General features: G+C 45.1%; 16 protein-coding genes. 11 read left to right on the forward strand and 5 right to left on the reverse strand.

Annotated elements, in window-relative coordinates; translation table 11 throughout:
- Position 1: 1 nt before the first annotated feature.
- Together BW947_RS06605 and BW947_RS06610 are read right to left on the reverse strand one after the other, a co-directional pair.
- Positions 2 to 1,972, reverse strand: coding sequence for a MacB family efflux pump subunit (locus BW947_RS06605; RefSeq protein ID WP_076497754.1), 1,971 nt, complete (start codon positions 1,970 to 1,972; stop codon positions 2 to 4).
- 2 nt (positions 1,973 to 1,974) lie between these two features.
- Positions 1,975 to 3,201 (reverse strand): efflux RND transporter periplasmic adaptor subunit, encoded by a 1,227-nt coding sequence (locus BW947_RS06610; protein ID WP_076497756.1) that lies wholly within the window; start codon positions 3,199 to 3,201, stop codon positions 1,975 to 1,977.
- A 698-nt stretch (positions 3,202 to 3,899) separates the two neighbouring features.
- Between BW947_RS06610 and BW947_RS19075 the strand changes: the two genes are divergently transcribed.
- Entirely contained in the window at positions 3,900 to 4,052 is a 153-nt protein-coding gene (locus BW947_RS19075; RefSeq protein ID WP_244153233.1) for a hypothetical protein, read from the forward strand.
- Between the two features lie 114 nt (positions 4,053 to 4,166).
- Here the strand turns inward: BW947_RS19075 and BW947_RS06615 are convergent, their stop codons facing one another.
- Complete coding sequence (locus BW947_RS06615; RefSeq protein ID WP_076497758.1) at positions 4,167 to 5,126, reverse strand: sensor domain-containing diguanylate cyclase; 960 nt, start codon at positions 5,124 to 5,126, stop codon at positions 4,167 to 4,169.
- A 107-nt stretch (positions 5,127 to 5,233) separates the two neighbouring features.
- Positions 5,234 to 8,089, reverse strand: coding sequence for a bifunctional [glutamate--ammonia ligase]-adenylyl-L-tyrosine phosphorylase/[glutamate--ammonia-ligase] adenylyltransferase (gene glnE / locus BW947_RS06620; RefSeq protein WP_076497760.1), 2,856 nt, complete (start codon positions 8,087 to 8,089; stop codon positions 5,234 to 5,236).
- Between the two features lie 235 nt (positions 8,090 to 8,324).
- Here glnE and BW947_RS06625 point away from each other — a divergent pair, with 235 nt between their 5' ends.
- From BW947_RS06625 to BW947_RS06660, 8 genes are all read left to right on the forward strand, one after another.
- The gene (locus tag BW947_RS06625) at positions 8,325 to 9,308 is read left to right on the forward strand and encodes a hypothetical protein (protein ID WP_076497762.1); all 984 of its coding nucleotides are present in this window, start codon (positions 8,325 to 8,327) and stop codon (positions 9,306 to 9,308) included.
- Between the two features lie 13 nt (positions 9,309 to 9,321).
- Positions 9,322 to 10,221, forward strand: coding sequence for a DUF350 domain-containing protein (locus tag BW947_RS06630; protein ID WP_076497764.1), 900 nt, complete (start codon positions 9,322 to 9,324; stop codon positions 10,219 to 10,221).
- A 4-nt stretch (positions 10,222 to 10,225) separates the two neighbouring features.
- Positions 10,226 to 11,950 (forward strand): polyamine aminopropyltransferase, encoded by a 1,725-nt coding sequence (locus BW947_RS06635; protein ID WP_076497766.1) that lies wholly within the window; start codon positions 10,226 to 10,228, stop codon positions 11,948 to 11,950.
- A gap of 78 nt (positions 11,951 to 12,028) precedes the next feature.
- Positions 12,029 to 12,442 carry a YjfI family protein gene (locus BW947_RS06640; protein WP_076497768.1) on the forward strand — a complete coding sequence of 138 codons (414 nt, stop codon included), beginning with the start codon at positions 12,029 to 12,031 and terminating at the stop codon, positions 12,440 to 12,442.
- A gap of 11 nt (positions 12,443 to 12,453) precedes the next feature.
- The gene (locus BW947_RS06645; RefSeq protein ID WP_076497770.1) at positions 12,454 to 13,143 is read left to right on the forward strand and encodes a PspA/IM30 family protein; all 690 of its coding nucleotides are present in this window, start codon (positions 12,454 to 12,456) and stop codon (positions 13,141 to 13,143) included.
- Between the two features lie 174 nt (positions 13,144 to 13,317).
- Positions 13,318 to 13,971, forward strand: a complete 654-nt coding sequence (locus BW947_RS06650) for a DUF4178 domain-containing protein (RefSeq protein ID WP_076497772.1) — start codon at positions 13,318 to 13,320, stop codon at positions 13,969 to 13,971.
- Positions 13,972 to 14,074: 103 nt separating this feature from the next.
- Positions 14,075 to 14,404 (forward strand): hypothetical protein, encoded by a 330-nt coding sequence (locus tag BW947_RS06655; protein WP_076497774.1) that lies wholly within the window; start codon positions 14,075 to 14,077, stop codon positions 14,402 to 14,404.
- A 163-nt stretch (positions 14,405 to 14,567) separates the two neighbouring features.
- Positions 14,568 to 15,395: an ion transporter gene (locus tag BW947_RS06660; RefSeq protein WP_076498046.1), complete on the forward strand. Its 828-nt coding sequence runs from the start codon at positions 14,568 to 14,570 to the stop codon at positions 15,393 to 15,395.
- Between the two features lie 75 nt (positions 15,396 to 15,470).
- On the opposite strand, the gene BW947_RS06665 is transcribed toward BW947_RS06660, so the two are convergent.
- Positions 15,471 to 16,967, reverse strand: coding sequence for a CYTH domain-containing protein (locus tag BW947_RS06665; protein ID WP_076498047.1), 1,497 nt, complete (start codon positions 16,965 to 16,967; stop codon positions 15,471 to 15,473).
- Between the two features lie 232 nt (positions 16,968 to 17,199).
- Between BW947_RS06665 and BW947_RS06670 the strand changes: the two genes are divergently transcribed.
- Together BW947_RS06670 and BW947_RS06675 are read left to right on the forward strand one after the other, a co-directional pair.
- Positions 17,200 to 17,880, forward strand: a complete 681-nt coding sequence (locus BW947_RS06670) for a TIGR00153 family protein (protein ID WP_076497776.1) — start codon at positions 17,200 to 17,202, stop codon at positions 17,878 to 17,880.
- Between the two features lie 27 nt (positions 17,881 to 17,907).
- Positions 17,908 to 19,197: an inorganic phosphate transporter gene (locus BW947_RS06675; RefSeq protein ID WP_076497777.1), complete on the forward strand. Its 1,290-nt coding sequence runs from the start codon at positions 17,908 to 17,910 to the stop codon at positions 19,195 to 19,197.
- Positions 19,198 to 19,227 lie beyond the last annotated feature (30 nt).

Consider the following 19,227-nt stretch of genomic DNA (forward strand, 5'->3'; position numbering starts at 1 on the left):
ATTACTCTCTTGCTAATGCATCAACGGGATCTAATCGCGCCGCATTGCGGGCAGGTAAGAAACCAAATAGCACACCAATTAATGTTGAACAGGCAAAGGCGGCAACGATGGATGTTGTTGAGTAAATCATTTGGAAACTACCGCCCGCCGACGCAAATACAACGCCAATCAAATAAGCTAAGGCAATGCCTAAGGCACCTCCGCACAAACATACCAGCACAGCCTCGATAAGAAACTGGCGCAAAATATCACTTTGACGTGCACCTACCGCCATACGTACACCAATTTCGCGGGTACGTTCGGTAACAGACACCAACATAATATTCATTACCCCAATGCCACCAACAATAAGAGAAATCACCGCAATCGCCGAAACTAACAAGGTCATAGTGGCAGTAGTTTTTTCGATATTCTGCCTTATGGTATCGGTATTAATAGTGAAAAAATCTTGAGTCCCATGACGCATTTTTAGCAAGCTGATAATACCCTGCTCAGCGGCATTACTGGGTACGGATTCATCGAGCCTCACGGTTATTCCATCTAAGTATTTTTTCCCCACCATACGCCCTGAAACTGTGGTGTAAGGTACCCATACGTTCAGCGCATCACTATTGCCAAAAGCACTTTCCTTTGGCTGGGTCACGCCGATAATGCGCACAGGTAAGTCACCTAAAAAAATCACTTGGCCAATTGCCGAGGCATCGGGGAAGATTTGTTTACGGGTATTATCATCAATCACGGCATCTTGAGCTAAGGCAGTTACACTGGCATCATCCCAAAATTGCCCCTGTGCTAATTCATAACCGCGTACCCTAAAAAACTCAGGTCCGACCCCATTAATCGATGCCGATACGGCTTTATTACCAAAGCGCACCGTTGCACTGGAGGTAATGCTCGGCGTGACACTATCAACATAGGGCAAGTTTTTAAGGGCACTGGCATCATTACCCGTTAAGGTACGTACCCGTGCAGAACGCCTATCACCAAAGCCAGAGCCTGGGCGGATATCAATCGTATTAGTGCCCATCGAACTGATACTATTAAGAATTTCACGCTGTGAACCTTCACCCAGTGCCACAACAGATACTACCGAAGCAATACCAATAATAATCCCTAACATAGTAAGAAATGTACGTAATCTGTGGGTCGACATGGCAAGCAAAGCCATTTTTAATGCTTCAACATATCTGTCCCACGAAGCCATACGTGTCGGTTTTACCGTTTGAGTAACACCAGCAGCACTCGTAGTGTGAGCCCCTTGCGGATCTGTATTATCACGCGTACTACGATTAGGTTCATCGCTGATAATGACGCCATCTTTAATTTCAATAATACGGTCAGCATGCTGGGCAACTTGCATATCGTGGGTCACGATAATGATGGTATGGCCGTCGTGGTGTAGCTCTTGCAATAAGCGCATCATCTCTTCGCCGCTATGGCTATCGAGTGCGCCAGTGGGCTCATCAGCGAGGATTACATCACCGCCATTCATTAGCGCCCGCGCAACACTCACCCGTTGTTGTTGACCACCACTGAGCTGGTTCGGTTTATGATCTAATCTATCGCCTAAACCTAAGCGCGTTAATAAATGCTCGGCTCTTAGCTTACGCGCGCTACGTTCTTTACCCGCATATACAGCGGGCACTTCGACATTACCTATGGCGGTGAGATCGCCAAGCAAGTGATAACGCTGAAAAATAAAGCCAAAATGCTCACGGCGTAATTGCGCTAACTCATCAACATCCATAGTCGACGTATCTTGGCCATTAATAAAATACGCACCCTTTGATGGCTTATCTAAACAACCTAAGATATTCATCAAGGTCGATTTACCCGAGCCAGAAGCACCGACAATCGCCACCAATTCGCCACGACCAATCGATAAATTAACATCTTTCAGTACAGTAAGTTGCTGATCGCCTGCTTGAAAGGTGCGGTAACAACCTGAAATTTCAAGTAATGCCGTTGTCACTATTAAAACCTCATACTAGGTGGACGACGCAGCTTACTGCCGCTGTCTGAAGATGGCATACCCAACACAACCTGATCGCCCTCTTTCAACCCTGCAGTAATTTCAGCATTGATTTTGTTATTAATGCCCACGGTCACATCCATATATTGCACCTGGTTATCAACTAATACCGGCACTTGATACTGCGGACCGCGGCGAGTTTTGCGCTCACTAGGCTTATCTGATGCCGCTGATTTGTCCCTCGGCTTGATACGTAGTATTTGCGCGGGCACTAACAACGCAGCGTCAGCCTTAGCTAACACGATTGAAACCTGCGCAGTCATACCAATACGTAAGGTACGATCAGGATTTTCTACATCAAACAAGCCATGGTAGTAAATCGCATCTGAGTCACTTGAGCTCATCTTGCTGTCGTCACCATTCATCGAAATCGGCCCAGGCTCTATCGCCCTTAATGTGCCAAGGTAAGGATGATTGGGCTTACCCAGAATAGTAAAATACACGGCTTGCCCCGGGTGGACATTGACCACGTCGGCCTCGGAGATTTGCGCCTTAACCGTCATAGTTTCGAGTTGCGCCATTTCGACTATGGTTGGTGTGGTTTGATTCGCGTTAACGGTTTGGCCGACTTCCACCGCCGAATACACCACAGTGCCGTCCATAGGTGCGGTAATTTTGGTATAACCTAAATCAATTCTGGCACTATCAACATTAATCTCAGCCTGTTGTTTTTGCGCCTCTAATTGTTCAAGTTCAGCTTGGTAAACTGTCAGAGTAGCTTCTGCAGTTTCATAACTGGCACGGGAGCTGGCGCTATCGGCGAGCATGGCTTGCTGGCGAGTAAACTCCAATTTTGCTTGACGAATTTGCGCCTGTTTAGCACGGAACTGGGCATTGATACTCTTAAGTGATGCGAGCGCATCTTTCAAATTATTCTGTTGTGCAAGGCTGTCAATCTGGGCAATTAAATCGCCTTTCTTCACTTCATCCCCGAGTGCCAAAGGCAAACTTAAAATCTGACCTGACACCTGCGCGCCCACACTTACCAGTTTAGAGGCTTGCAACATGCCATTGGCGAGTACTGAGTTTTCAATATCGCCACGGCGCACTGCTTCAGTCACGTAAGTAGGCGCTGTATCAGGCTTATGCCACAGAAAATAAGCACCGCCGCCCAGAATAATTAAGCCGCTAAATGCGAGCAGTAAGTTACGCTTTGAGGATTTTTTCATCGGTATTGTCATGTCCATCAATGCTAAAGACAGCAAGCCATTATCTGGCTCAAGCTTGTTAAGAAACCAAAATTATTTCTGCAGTATATAGAGTTAGCCAAACTTAGTAGACGAAGGAAGTGTCGTTAACAGGTAAAGATATGCAAATATCTGTGTAGAAACTTTTAAAATAAGCACTGCTGAGTGATGTACTGTCCTCGTTACCACAAAGACGCAAAGCTGAAGTGGTGTTTAATGGGTAAATTTGGACTTTAAGCTTCTTTATTACTTTTTTAATTCATTAAAGATAGTGTTAAGCAAAAAAATGTAGTGGGATTACTGGTTTCTCACAACCTTCTTGTAATGTGCTCGATGAAATAACTAACTTAAGCCTGAAGCGATGCTAAGCAGTATCATCTCATTACTCTCAATTTATATTGTGTCACCGAGCGTGACGCCTTGAGCACCACTAACAATCCAAACATCAAGCAAGTAGCAAAATCTGCTTCGTGCACAATAAAACGTTACTTGCATTATTTTTACGTGAAATGGGTTTAGTCAGCGCTAAAGTATACTTAACCTGATGTGATGGTCTCCTCCCACTACGGCATCACTGTGCCATATTCGAAGTGATTACCAACAATCAAAATTGGGCGGTTACTGGTGTTTACCGCGATTATTCCGTTTGTATTTGCATATTGTGGAATTAGTGCCGATTTATGGCTGGATGTCACCTCGGGGAGTATTTAGGTGCTGGCCGGGTTAAGAGTGCAGTTGCATCTTATATTGCCGCGCAGGCAGCGATACCTGAAGTCAATATTAGTCTAGCCATGTCGGCATCACTTGGAGTTATCTTCCAATTAACGTATTAATTGGCTTTGCTTTATATCAAGATTGGACCATGCTTACTACTGCATAGAAGTAGTAATAAAGAAGGGAGATTCATACCTGTTTTTTTATTGAGTTCATTGTGCTAACGCTTAAAATCACGATTTACGACGAATCGCTTTATCTTGATACATGGCCTTATCAGCACAATCTAAAAGATCATCCAAACCAAGTTCCGAATCGGGTGTCCAGTGCGCAATACCAATACTGGTAGATATTTTATGCTGATGGTGTTGATTATATTGTTCAAGCAATAACTTAAAGCGTTCAATAGCATGGTTAACCGTATCTTTGTGTACAAAGCTTAACAACACGACAAACTCATCCCCTCCCATTCTAGCAATGACGTCTGACTCTCTAAAAGCCGTTAACAAAATATGGGCAAAATCACATAACAACTGATCGCCCTTACGATGGCCAAAACTATCATTAATTTCTTTGAAAAAATCGAGATCAAAAAAGACCAACGTAGCAGCCATCTTTGTACGTCGACAACTCGCTAATGCCTGATGTGCTAATACCTCAAAACCACGACGATTAGAAATAGTCGTCAAAGGGTCTAGGGTATTCTGCACAATTGACAATAATTCAGCTTCTACCATTTTCCCTAAATCGGTGAGAATCTCAATCTCTTCACTAGTTAGTTGCCGAGGTTCTGTACCAATAACACATAGAGTCCCTGCACGAAAACCATCACTAATCGTTAATGGATAGCCAGCATAAAAGCGAATAAAGGGCTCTTGTACTACTAATGGGTTATCACAAAATCGCGGATCGTTAAGTGCATCGTTAACGATAAAAATACCGTCATAATTAATCGCATGGCCACAAAAGGAAATATCTCGAGATGTTTCAGTCGCCTCGATTCCTTGATGAGATTTAAACCATTGGCGCTCAGCGTCGACTAACGTCACAAGGCAAATAGGCACAGAAAAAATTCTGCGAGTGAGCCTGGTGACTCGGTCGAAACGCTCTTCTGTGTCAGTATCAAGCACATTTAGTGCACGTAACTTAGCCAGACGTTGCAGTTCATTGTCAGGAATTATAGGTAATATCATAGCGATCTCTGCTAACGACTCTTATTAAACTCTAGCCTAAATTAGGTGTTCTTGCGGGCTTCTTTAGACGCTTGACCTACAGAGTAACGTATTATTTGACAGCACACTTATTCAAGTATCGTTCGATAAATCTCCAACACTCGCTCCGTATATTCAGACACCGCAGGCACGGGTAATAGGCCGAGTCTTTGCTGCAGCGTCAATCGATGATTTTCATCCCTGAGTAAGCAATAGGTTTGAGTTAAATGCTGGGCACTCATCATGGGTAGTAATTCAAGCTCGGCTAATACACCAAAAATCCGCACATTGTCAGACCAAATCGTCAGTTCCGGATACTCATGGGCGTTAGCCAGTACTAAATACTGGGCAATAAACTCAATATCTGCAATACCACCGGGGCTCTGTTTTAGATCAAATATGCCTTCATTTGCCTTAAGTAAATGGTCGCGCATTTTCTGGCGCATCTCACGTACCGCTTTCTTAAGCTCAACTTTGTTCCTTGGTTTTTCCAATATCGAGGCGCGAATATGGCTAAATTTGACCGCTAGACTATTGTCGCCGAAAACAAAACGCGAGCGCACTAAGGCTTGATGTTCCCACGTCCACGCCTCGTTAGCTTGATATTCGCCAAAGCGTTCAATCTCACTGACCATTAATCCTGAGGCGCCCGAGGGACGCAGGCGCATATCCACTTCATACAACTCACCCGAAGTGGTGCGAGTCGAGAATAAATGCAGAATACGCTGGGCGAGTTTGAGGTAGAAATGGCCGACTTCGATTGGCCGCTCACCATTGGTCTGGCTGTTATCTGCTTTGTTTTCACACAAAAAAACTAAATCGAGATCTGAGCCGTAACCTAATTCGATACCACCGAGCTTGCCATAACCAACCACGGCAAAACCGGTGTCATTGCCCTCAAGGTGAGCGGGCACGCCGTGGCGCACTGAAACCTGTTGCCACGCCTGCATTACCACTTGCTCGATAATCGCTTCAGCTAAAAAGGTTAAGTGATCGCTCACTTGCATCACAGGTAAAACCCCTGTGACATCGGCTGCAGCTATTTTAAGTTGTTGTGACAGCTTAAATTGGCGCAGCGCTTCCATCTGCTGCTCCATATCATCCTCGGGCACACGCAACATGTACTGGCGCAGCTCACTAGGATAATCATCGATGGAGGTGGTGTCATAGAGCTGTGAAGGGTCAATCAGTTCATCGAGCAGCATAGGAAACTTAGCCAACTGCGCCCCAATCCAAGGGCTGGCGCAGCATAGGCTCACTAGCTGCTGCCGCGCGCCTGGATTTTCACACAAAAGTTCCAGGTAACTAGTGCGAGTTAAAATTTGCTCCATCACCTTAGACACAGGCTCAAAAGCAGCCGATGGACTCTGTTGATTAATTAACTCTTCCAATAATCTTGGCATTAATTTATCTAAGGTTTCCCGCCCACGTGGACCAATAGAACGCTTAGTGACCGTTTCGCGCCAACTGCTGAGCATAGGGCATAATTTGTCATCGTCGATTTGCTGCTCGGCTAATAACGCGACGGCATCATCAACATCTTGTACATTCCACAGCTGCGCCGTCCAGTGTTCAGCTTTATCCTCGCCTTCTTCGCCGCCCACAGTGGCTTTAAAGTGACGATGGATTTTGCTCATTGCTGCTTCAATATGGGTACGTAAATCGACCTCGCTGGCCATATCAAGTACATGACAGAGTCGCGCCCAATCTAGCGGATTATTCGGTAAGGTTTGGGTTTGTTTATCGTCTATGGCTTGCAGTAAATTCTCGACTCGGCGCAGTAGCAAATAGCTGTGTTTAAGCTCATCGACTGCCAAATATTCAAATTGTCCTAAGCTGTAGAGCGTATCGATAGCGCCGAATAAACTCTGCTGGCGCAGTGCTGGTTCGCGGCCACCGCGAATTAATTGGAAACTCTGCACCACGAACTCGACCTCACGAATACCACCCGCGCCGAGTTTAATATTGTCGGTCAAATGACGGCGGCGCACTTCTTGGGCGATAAGTTGCTTCATTTTTCGCAGAGATTCAATCGCCGAGAAATCGATATAACGGCGATACACAAAGGGCCTGAGCAAACTGTGTAGTTCATCGCAGAAATGGCTCCAAGGTCCTAGCGCACGCGCCTTGACCATGGCGTAGCGTTCCCAGTCTCGGCCCTGTTCTTGGTAATAATCCTCAAGACCACTAAAGCTCACCACCAGCGGGCCACTTTCACCATAAGGGCGCAATCGCATATCTACGCGAAACACAAATCCATCTACCGTAACTTGGTCAAGCAAGTTAACTAACCTTTGCCCCATACGGATAAAAAACTGTTGATTATCTATACTACGGCGGCTACCGACGGTTTCACCGTGTTCTGGAAAGGTAAAAATCAAATCAATATCAGAAGAAAAATTCAGCTCGCGGCCGCCTAATTTACCCATACCCAAAATCAGTAACGGCTGTGCATTACCTTCTTTGTCCATCGGCGTGCCATATTGGGCGCACATCTCTTTATAGAGCCAGTCGCGGGCGCAAATCACTAAGGCTTCAGCTAGCGCCGACAGATCCAGTAGTGATTCTTCTAAACTGGCGTAGTCTAAAAAGTCACGCCAGGCTAAGCGCACCATTTGATAATTACGAAACTGTCGCAAGCTGGCTTTGGCCATCTCTTCTGTTGTGGTGCTACTCAATACTTCGTGCAATTCAAGATCAAAGTTTTTACGCTCAATCAAGCTTAACTCGCCGGCAAACAACATGTTAATCCACTCGGGATGTCGGCATAACTGGGCGGCCACATAATCACTGAGCCCTAAAACCGTTTTTAGCTCTTGCTGTTGTGTAAGCGTTAATTGAGCCAGCCCTTCGGACCACACTTCCTCCAACCGCTGTAAATTACGCTCCGCAGTTTGATTAATGAGAATAGACAATGACTTATTACTGTCTTTTTGCATGGCCATAATGGTTCCTAACAAATTTAGCTATCGACATATTATGTCGTAATGATATAAATTAATGCAGCATCATGTTATGTTTGCCATGACTTACAGCTGCCAGATGTAGCACACACGTAAAGCTACAGGCTTTATCTGCGACATTTAAGGGTACTATAACCTTGCAGTAGGCATATTGAGCAAGCGGATTATGATTGTCTGCAACTATTTGCGTTTTATTTCATTACCTTTTGGAGAAAACATGGCAGGAATGCTAACCCGTGTTCTCACATCGATACTCTTTATAACCGTTGCGCTAGCGCTAACGGGTTGTGGCGATGACAGACCGGATAAAATTGCTAAGTATCAACAACTCACGCAGCAACGCCTTGCCACACTCACGACTATGCTCGACGATGGGCAGTTGCGTAACGCTAACCTATTAAAACAATACACCACATTATTGACGCAACAGAAGCCTGAGTTAGCCCCCTTACTCGATGAATTAGCTAAAGATGCAGGCACTCAAGGCCCCATGTATACCTCACTAAAACGTCGTTTAGATGAGTCGAAAGTAGCGAGTAACTTTGCCGATCTCGATCAACAGCTAGCAGAGGCTGAAAACCTCTATCAAGCTGCAGATCCCAGCTTGTATAACGACATGCTGTCAGATCCTGTCAACGTCGTCGCCGATATGTCTGACGGCAAACTGGCTCGAGTCAATTCGATTAGCCGCGAAGCCGCAACCCTCGCTAATGGCGGCGAAGACTTTGGCCCAGGTAGCCAACTGGTGGGTAATCCGGCTTATGGTAATTGGCAAACAAACTCAAGCGGTACCTCATTTTGGGCTTGGTATGGCATGTATTCGATGTTTTCCAATATCTTCAATCGACCAGTGTCCTACGACCGCTGGTCAGGGAACCGAGGCTATAGTTATTATAATGACGTAGGTCGTTACCGCTATACCTCACCCAAACAAGCCAGCGCACAGACTAAGACATTTGAGCAGACGAAAAAGCGCTTTGATTCCCAAGGTAAGCGCTTTGACAGCCCCTATGCGAAAGCACGCACCGGTGGCACGGCGTTATCCCGTGAAAGCACCAGCGCTCCCAAAGCCAACACCACTAGCGCAAGCAAGAGTTCAGCGAACAACTCAAAAAGTAAGTTTCGCTCTAACTATGCTAAAGACAGCAGTTTTCGCAATTCCAGTAATCGTACGACCCGCAGTGTGCGCCGCGGTAAGTAACTAAGGATTATCAATGATATTATTTCAAGATTTCGGTATCACGTCAGAGCTAGCTACCATTCTGGCGATTGATCTCACTATTGCGGTGATTCTGCTAACGTTGATGCGTTACTTGCAGGGTTGGAGTGTCAAAGTCAACAGCAGCAAAGAGCTGGCGGAGCGGGATAACTTCGCCTTTGGTATCAGTACCGCTGGCGCTGTTGCCGCACTGGGCATAGTGCTAACGGGCGCGATCACAGGGGCTGCTGCACACTCTTATCTTACTGAAGCGATTGGCATGAGCTCCTATGGTTTATTCGGCTTAGTGCTGATTAAATTTGGCCGTTTCCTGCACGATAAATTAGCGCTAAATGAATTTGATAAGAATGAGCAAATCATCAAAGGCAATGTGTCAGTCGCGATTGTTGATGCCAGTGCCGCCATCGCCACTGCAATTATTATCCGCGCCGTGTTGTTATGGGCAGAAGACTTAACCTTAGATACTTTTATTGCTATTTTCAGCGCCTTTGCAATTTCACAGTTAATGTTAGTGCTGCTGACGCGCTGGCGCGAAAACCGTTTTGCAAGTCGCAATCAAGACTCGTCCATGCAGCAAGCCCTAGTAAAAGGTCATACCGCATTAGCGCTACGTCATGCCGGTTATATGATTGCCATGGCGCTGAGCTTTAATGCTGCTAGTCACTTTATTATTTTTAATCCAACCGCTTATGTAACCAACGTAATCGGCTGGTTAGTGTTTTCAATCATCATGCTGCTCGTGCTGTCCTTACTGCTATTTATCGTGAAAAAACTGGTATTAGCCCGTATCGATTTAGCTGATGAAGTAGAAAAACAGCACAATATCGGTATTGCTGCGGTAGAAATGGCGATCTGCATCGCTATCGCACTTATTCTTACGGCACTGATGGCCTAATCAAATGCAACAAAATAGTTTAACTCCCTCGGCGGCTAAACCTAGCCGCCTAGGTTGGTTCGATGATGTCTTATTATTGGGCATTATGGCGGTATTAGCAGGCTGCGGCCTGATTTACGAATATCTTTTATCCCATTATGCGGGGCGCATTTTAGGCGCATTAGAAGCCGCCATCTATACCATGATTGGTCTGATGATCGTTTCCATGGGCATAGGCGCCTTCGCCGCCCGTAAGATCCGTGATGCCTTTACCGGTTTTGTGATTTTAGAGCTCACTGTTGCGCTATGTGGCTCGCTCGCCATTTTAATCACTGCGGCGGTCATTGGTTTTGGCCAACAACTACCGTTGATGATTGCTAACACCTTAGGCTTGCCGCCAGATCACTTGCCTGAAGGCGGCATGATAGGAACACTGCAAAAACTCAGCGAATATTTACCCTATGTTTGGGGCGTGTTACTGGGTTTGATGATCGGCATGGAAATTCCATTAATTGCACGGGTGCGTCAATCGCTTTCAGATGAACATTTACTGCATAATGCGGGGACGATTTATGGCGCTGATTATATTGGTGCTGGCATAGGTGCCGCCATTTGGGTTGGTTTTATGCTCGCCATTGATATCCAGCTCGCTGCCGCTTTGACTGCTAGTTTTAATCTGTTGGCGGGTTTTGTATTTATCTGGCGTTTCTGGTCTAAAATCCGTCGTGCAAAACTGCTGTTGACTGGACATGTTATCGTCACGGGTGTCTTGCTAGTCCTAGCACTCCAAGGCCCGCACTGGGAGCAGCACTTCAACAACCTGATCTATAAAGATAAGGTGGTATATTCCAAAGCTACACGTTTCCAGCAACTGACCTTTACTGAGCGGTTACGTGGTAATGGTCTCGCCCCCGTATATAACTTATATATCAATGGTCGCTTGCAGTTTTCTAGCATAGACGAACACATCTACCATGCGTTTCTGGTGCATCCCACACTTGCCGCCAGTGCGCGTCACAACAAAGTGCTGATCATTGGCGGTGGTGACGGACTTGGCCTCAAGCAAGTGCTCCGTTGGCAGCCTGAGCAAGTTACACTTCTCGATCTTGATGTGGGTTTAGTGCAATTATTTACATCGCCTGATACCGATATGCCTGAAAATCTCAGCCGCGCTATGCTCGCGCTCAACGGTAATGCGCTGAACGATCCCCGCGTCACAGTGATCAACGATGACGCCTTTAATGGAGTCGACAAACTGATTGCAACTGGTGTGAAATATGACGCGATTATTGTGGACTTACCGGATCCGAGCCATCCTGATCTTAACAAGCTGTATTCAGATTATTTCTACCGTAAATTAAAGGAACTTATCAGTAGTGATGGTGCTCTGACAGTACAGTCAACGTCGCCGTACCATGCCCCAAAGGCATTTATTTCGATTGCAAAAACCTTGGCCTTAGCGGGATTTAACGTAAAACAGTATCATCATAATGTCCCCAGTTTTGGTGAATGGGGCTGGAGTATTGCAACCTTAGATGGCCTTGATGCACAGCACAGGCTAGCCAAGCTGACTGAGTTGCCCATCAAAGATGATTGGCTAACCTTAGGATTAGTAGAGGGTGCTTTTGAATTTCCGGCAAACTTTTATCAAGATGCCACTAAGATTAAAACCAATGAATTGGGTTCGCTGCAACTGTATCACTACCATTTGCAAGATTGGTCAGAGAATCAAGGACTGAATCTTTTTTAATAGGATGCGATAGTGCTTGACATATTATGTCTCAGTGCTATCTTTGAACACAGACATAATATGTCAACAAGGACAAATATGAATATCCATACCATTGCCAACCACCTCAACAGTCTGGGCAACAACAGCCAAACAGGCTTCCAGTTTGATTGCTATCCAATTACTGGTGAAGTCGAAGTGTTGCAAGTGAATGTCGTTGGCCGTGAAGAAATCCCAGTATTTGTATCGGTAACGGACAATCAGATTTTGTGCATCAGCTATTTGTGGGGCGAGAACGAAGTAAACCAAGAGCGTCGCAGTGAAATGTTTGAAACTATGCTAGAGCTCAACATTCCAATGCCCTTGTCAGCCTTTGCAAAAATTGATGACAAATACGTGGTTTACGGTGCGCTATCACTTCAATCTAGCATGCTTGAAATTGAACAAGAATTAGCAGTTTTATCCGATAACTGTTTAGAAGTTATTGATGAAATGGTCGACTATCTTAAATAAGGAGCCACAAAATGGGCATTTTAAATAAAATTTTAACAGCGTTTCGCGGCGGTGCCACCGAAGTTGGCCAAAGTATTGTTGATGCCAACTCAACCCGTATTTTCGAACAGGAAGTTCGTGACGCTGAAAAGCACTTAACCAATGCTAAACGTGAACTCACTGACGTGATGGCGAAAGAAATGCAAGCCAGTCGTGAAATCGACCGCCTAAAGCGTTCAATCGCCGAACACGAAAGTTATGTAACACAAGCTCTTGATAAAGGTAATGAAGAATTAGCGATTGAAGTGGCTGAAAAAATTGCCATGTTAGATCAAGAGTTAGCCGAGCAACAAAGTGCTAACGACAGCTTTAGCGCCCATGCAACGCGCTTGAAAGACTTAGTGAAAAAGACCGAGCGCCAACTGTCTGATTATCAACGCCAGTTAAGCATGGTTAAAACCACTGAAAGCGTACAAAAAGCGACGGCAACCATTACAGACTCGTTCGCGTCTAGCAACTCTAAGTTGATGAACGCCAAGGATTCATTAGAGCGCATCAAGGCTCGTCAGCAACAGTTTGATGACCGTTTGAAAGCTGCTGAAACCTTAGCCGATGAAAACAGTGATAAATCACTGCAATCTAAGCTAGCTGAAGCAGGTATTGGTGAACAGAAATCAAATGCAAATGCCGTGTTAGATCGAATTAAAGCACGTAAAAGCTAAGTTATGATTGACCGAATGCCGAGTTCTAGAGGGATAATCCCCTACTGAACTCGGCATTTTTTGTTTTATTCATCAAATAATGATCATCTTGCCCGTGAATATACGCAGCGAGTCAATTTAAAGCCGCGCCCGAGTAAGCATTATTATCACATGTAAATCACAGCAGGAGTTACGATGGGATTTTTCAATAGCATGTTTGGTAAAAAAGCGCCGCCGCCACGCGAGCTCAATCACCCATCACAACTTAATGTGGGCGATATGATTACCCTTGATGATAGCTTTGCCCTACCACCACAACTGCGTGGCCAGCAATTACGGGTTGAAGCCGTCAATACCTACGAATCAGAGCGGGATCAACAGCCGGAGTGGTTGCTTAAAGGTCATGGTAGCGACACGCTGTTTTTAAGTATTGAAGAAGACGATGAAAGCTATCTTGCTTTTTCGATTAAGATTTCTCGCGCCCAAGTGGAGCAATTATTCGATCTTGAGCAGTTCAGTGCCATATTTGATGAACCCGGCCACGCCGAACTCACAACTCAAGCACTGCCTCCGGAGCTTGCTACGCAATTTGAACAATGGCTTGGTAAACAGTACCATCAAGTCACTTTTGCAGGTTTTGGCTATTTCCATCGTCAGGATTACCGCGGCCAAAAGCCACCACAAGATGCTAATGGTGCCACGGGTGAACCCTTCGAGTATTATTTACTCCTCAATGACGATGAGAACCGTGCCGTCGAAGTTGAAGTTTATGAGGGCGGCGATACCGATGTCGTATTGACTCTATATCGCCCACTAACGGATATTCGCGATTACTGGCCAGCAAAATAATGTATAAATAAGATAAAGTGTGAGCTCGCACTTTATCAATAATCCCAATACAATCTCACAGATAAGCGCGATAGAAACGATTGATAGCAATAGGTAATACGTTATGAGTAAAACCAAGCACGCTCTCCCTGAGCAATGGTTAAAAAACCAACAGGCCGCGAAAGCAACACAAGTGGCTTTCGATCTCGATGAAAAATTTCAATATTCGATTCGTAAAGCCGCATTAGATGCTGGCGTTAGCCCCTCCGATCAAATTCGCACTATTTTGGGCTTAACGGTCTCAAAACGCCCTTCTCGCCCACGCCTAACCGTATCACTCAACGCCGATGATTACGTTCAGCTAGCAGAAAAGTATGGTTTAAGTGCCGATTCACAACTCGAAATTAAACGTCGTGTACTTGATGACCTCGTCCATTTTGTGGATAAAGCCTAATACTCATACATCAAATCGGTCTGCAATCCTTGAGTCAAATGCGCTGTAATAAAGAAGAACCCACCCCCAAAAGTGCTCTTTAAATTCACTAAAAAAATTTACTCGCAATCAAAAGTCTTTTACTTTAGTGATCCACCGCACTAAAACAGGAATAATGTTTGGCATGACAGATAAAACCCCGTGGTCACTTCGCACCCTCGATACGCCTTCTCCAATCGAAATGGCGATGATGATTTTATCCTTGCTGTCAGTGATTATCGTGCTCGTCATGACCTTTGGCCGCCTCGATAGCGAAACCTATCGCTTACTCTTCTTCATCGATAGCGGTATTTGCATGATTTTCATGCTTAACTTCTTTATTGGATTGATCCGCGCTCGTGATAAATTATTTTTTATTAAGCATCACTGGGTCGATTTTGTTGCCAGTATCCCGGCAATAGAAGCATTGCGCATGGCGCGCTTGTTCCAGATTTTACGCGTTATACGCCTGATCCGCATGAGCCGTTCATTACTCTTACCGCTGATAAAACAACGCAAACAAACCACCTTAGCCAGTTTACTGGTCGCTATGGTGACAATTTTAGCGTTAGCTTCTGTCATTATGCTCATCGTCGAAAGTGGCACAGAGGGCGCGAATATTCAAACCGCTGAGCAAGCGATTTGGTGGGCATTGGTGACTATCTCGACCGTAGGCTACGGTGATTATTATCCTGTGAGTACGGCTGGTCATGTCATCGGCGGCATAGTGATTATCAGCGGTGTGAGTTTTTTCGGTGTCATTTCAGGCTATATGGCTTCTGTGTTTGTCGCACCCGATGAAGCTGAACGTCAAGAACGCCAAGACGCCAGTAAAGCTGAACTCAAATCAGAACTTGAATTAGCGTTAGCAAGAATGGAAGAAAACCAACTAAAGATGGAGCAGAATCAAGCACAAATGCTCGCTAAAATTGCTGAGTTAAAACAGAGTTTTGACAGAAAACCTAACGATTAATTACAATAAAAAGGCCTACTCCATTATTGGATTGGGCCTTTTTATTTACACATTCGGATCATAAACCGTTACTGACTACCAATAGCCAGATTGTTGTATCGCATTATGTCGTGTTGACTCCATCGCAAACAACAGGCTTTGCTGTTTATCATCAAGCCACTCATGTAAATCAATACCCAGTTTATGGCCCGCATTATTTAAAGCGCTGTAACATGCCAAGGTTTTAATTCCTAAGGTTAAATCGAGCCAAGGTGCACGAAATGTATCCCGCGACTTAACGTCATATAAATTACCATAAGCCTGACCGACGAGAATACTCTCATCAAGCACTGTAGCTGCTTGCTGGTAATTTTTGCTTGCCATGGCATTATTAACTGACATCACCTCGAATATTGCCCGCCAAGAGGCTTGTAGGACACTATCAGCATGCTGACGCAAACTTGTCGGCTTATTAATGCCAAAATCACCCGCACTCACCTTAAGTAATCGCTCTACGACTGCTAACTGCAATTGACCATATTCAGGCTGCTGCCAAAGCAAGTTTAATTGTTCATCAAGCTTAATATCGTCTAAATCGAGCTGCAGCTGTGGTTTTAATTGACGACTCTGCGGCTGCCGATAAAACAAACGATATTGGCTACCCAGTAACGCTGTTAGCGCTTGCGCAGGCTCAATAAAATCGAGCTGTTTTTCAATCTGTATAAATTGGCTCAAAAGCGTCGCATCCAGTAACGCAAACTGACTTAAGGTCATTCGTAATAAACGAATACACGCACGCATTCGCCACCAGAGCGCAACACAAGCTTCAGGTGTATGCGCCTCTGCAATCATACTTTCTAATAATTGCCAACGCTCAAGGGCGATTTCGAGCAAACTTTGACAACTTGCAGTTAAATCTGCGGCTGCAGTCTGGCGGTGTTCCGCCAGCGGCAAAAATTCTAATACGGTTAAATCGAGTGGCTGAGATTGGCCCGCTAAACGATAACCTCGCTGGGCTTTACTGGCCTTACCTAAACGAACTGGCACAACGCTCGCCACTTGAGTTGCGAGCTTGAGTAAGGCTTCGGTATCACCACTGAGCAGTTCAAATTCCAGTTCACACAAAGCTTCTTGCCGACCATTAGCGCTGATTTCACCTATGTCTAACGCCACTTCAACCACGCTGTTATCAATTTGAACATGCCAAGCGCGGCGATAAAAATCAGTGTGAAAAATACAGCCCAATTGAGCTTGGGTAGTAATTAAATCTGCATTGCTTGGCCAAATTTCACGAGGAAATAGACTTAAATCTGGGCTATCCGCTTGGATAGTCACATTATATTCAGGCCGAGAATGAATGCCACCGATGACCTGCCCCGCGGTTTTTATGGTTTGTTCTCGGTGTGCATCATAGCCACGGACCCTCAGCCCCATGTCCCATTGGCGCAATTGCAGATCAGGCGTATCAAAGTAACCGTTTGCCAAACGACGCAGCCCTTGAGGCACACTATTATCGAGGCTATCTAACTTATTTATCAGGGATTGTTGATATATCGGTAGGAAAAACAGTTTTAGTTCAATCTCAGCATTCATTGCATAGCCGCTCATTTTGTCATCAAATATTCATTGATACGTCATGTTTAGTTCATAATGTCACAAATGTGTCATAAAACTCCCGTAGGATTTGCTTTTGTAGTTGGTAGATAACCCGTTAGAATAAAGCTGTGATTTTTTCTTAAAAAAACACAGTTTCAATATGCGGACGCTTAGGTTAACATGCGCCCGCTTTTTCCAATAATGGAACAATCTAAATAGGTAAACGGCAATGCCAGTAAACTCTATTTTGGGCGTGTTTGCAAAATCGCCAATTAAGCCACTTCAAGAGCACATGGACAAAGTACACGATTGTGCATCGTTACTGGTCCCCTTTTTCGAAGCGACTCTCGCAGATGACTGGGACAGTGCAGTTCAATTACGTAAGCAAATTAGTTTAGCCGAGAAGCAAGCCGATTCACTGAAGCGTGAAATTCGTCTTACTCTGCCGAGCGGTTTGTTTATGCCTGTAGAACGTACCGATCTATTGGAACTATTAACGCAACAAGACAAGATCGCCAATAAGGCAAAAGATATTTCTGGCCGTGTTATCGGCCGTCAGTTGTTAATACCCCAGGTCATGCAAGTTCCTTTTATCGCTTATCTACAACGTTGTATAGATGCGGTTGCCCTTGCAAAGCAAGTCATTAACGAACTCGAAGATCTACTCGAAACCGGTTTCCGTGGTCGTGAGCTCGACTTAGTGGCCAAAATGATTAACGAACTCGATATCATCGAAGAAGATACTGACGATTTACAAATTCAGTTACGCCGTCAGTTGTTCGCTATGGAATCACAATTGAATCCTATCGATGTGATGTTCCTCTACAAAACGATTGAGTGGGTCGGTGGTCTTGCAGATCTTGCCGAGCGCGTCGGTTCGCGTCTTGAGCTTATGCTAGCTCGCGCTTAATAAATTAAGGTTATCTAAGGTATCAATATGGTTGATGCAGGTATTGAGGTGGCTAACGTCTTAGTCACTAATGGCCCGTGGCTTATTGCCGTTGCGGCTGCATTTGGTTTTCTGATGGCATGGGGTATTGGTGCTAATGACGTAGCCAATGCAATGGGAACCTCTGTAGGTTCAAACGCAATTACGATCAAGCAAGCGATTATTATCGCAATGATTTTTGAGTTTTCGGGCGCTTTTTTAGCCGGTGGCGAAGTCACCAGTACAATTCGTAATGGAATTATTGATTCAAATTATTTTACTGATACACCTGAATTACTGGTTTACGGCATGATAGGTTCGCTATTAGCCGCTGGTATTTGGTTAGTCGTCGCTTCAGCTCTCGGTTGGCCAGTATCAACCACTCACTCTATTGTCGGCGCTATCATTGGTTTTGCGGCCGTGGGTGTAGGCAGTGAGTCGGTTGAATGGACTAAAGTCGGTGGTATCGTTGGTTCTTGGGTCATTACCCCAGCAATCTCAGGCTTTATGGCCTTTATCATATTTCAAAGCGTACAGAAGCTTATCTTCAACACTGATGATCCTCTGAGTAATGCTAAGCGCTATGTCCCGTTTTATATGGCATTTGCTGGCTTTATCATGTCGCTGGTGACCATTTTAAAAGGTTTATCCCATGTGGGTATCCATATTACAGGGGCTCAAGCCTATTTACTTGCAGCGGCCATTGGCCTAGTTGTTGGTATTTTCGGTAAGATTGCTATTTCTCGCTTGCAGATGAGTGAGAAAAACGATCGTCAAACCCAGTTCAAAAACGTCGAAAAAGTGTTTGCGATTTTGATGGTCTTAACCGCTTGCTGTATGGCATTCGCCCATGGTTCAAACGATGTAGCCAACGCCATTGGCCCATTAGCGGCAGTTGTAGCTGTGGTCAATAGCGGTGGTGAGATAGCAGCTAAATCAGCACTCGCATGGTGGATTTTGCCTTTAGGTGCGGTTGGTATTGTATTGGGTCTGGCGATTTTTGGTCAGCGCGTAATGCAAACTATTGGTAAAAATATCACTCACTTAACCCCGAGCCGTGGTTTTGCAGCTGAATTAGCAGCAGCTTCAACCGTTGTTATTGCCTCTGGTACCGGATTACCTATCTCCACCACACAAACCTTAGTCGGTGCGGTATTAGGTGTAGGTATGGCTCGTGGTATTGCAGCCATTAACATGGGTGTTGTCCGTAATATTGTTGTCTCTTGGGTAGTAACCCTACCGGCTGGTGCGGGTTTATCTATCATCTTCTTCTTTATGATTAAAGGCGTCTTTAATTAATCCGCCTTGTTGGAGCGCTGATTACCATCA

The organism is Shewanella morhuae, assembly GCF_900156405.1.
Lineage (GTDB): Bacteria > Pseudomonadota > Gammaproteobacteria > Enterobacterales > Shewanellaceae > Shewanella > Shewanella morhuae.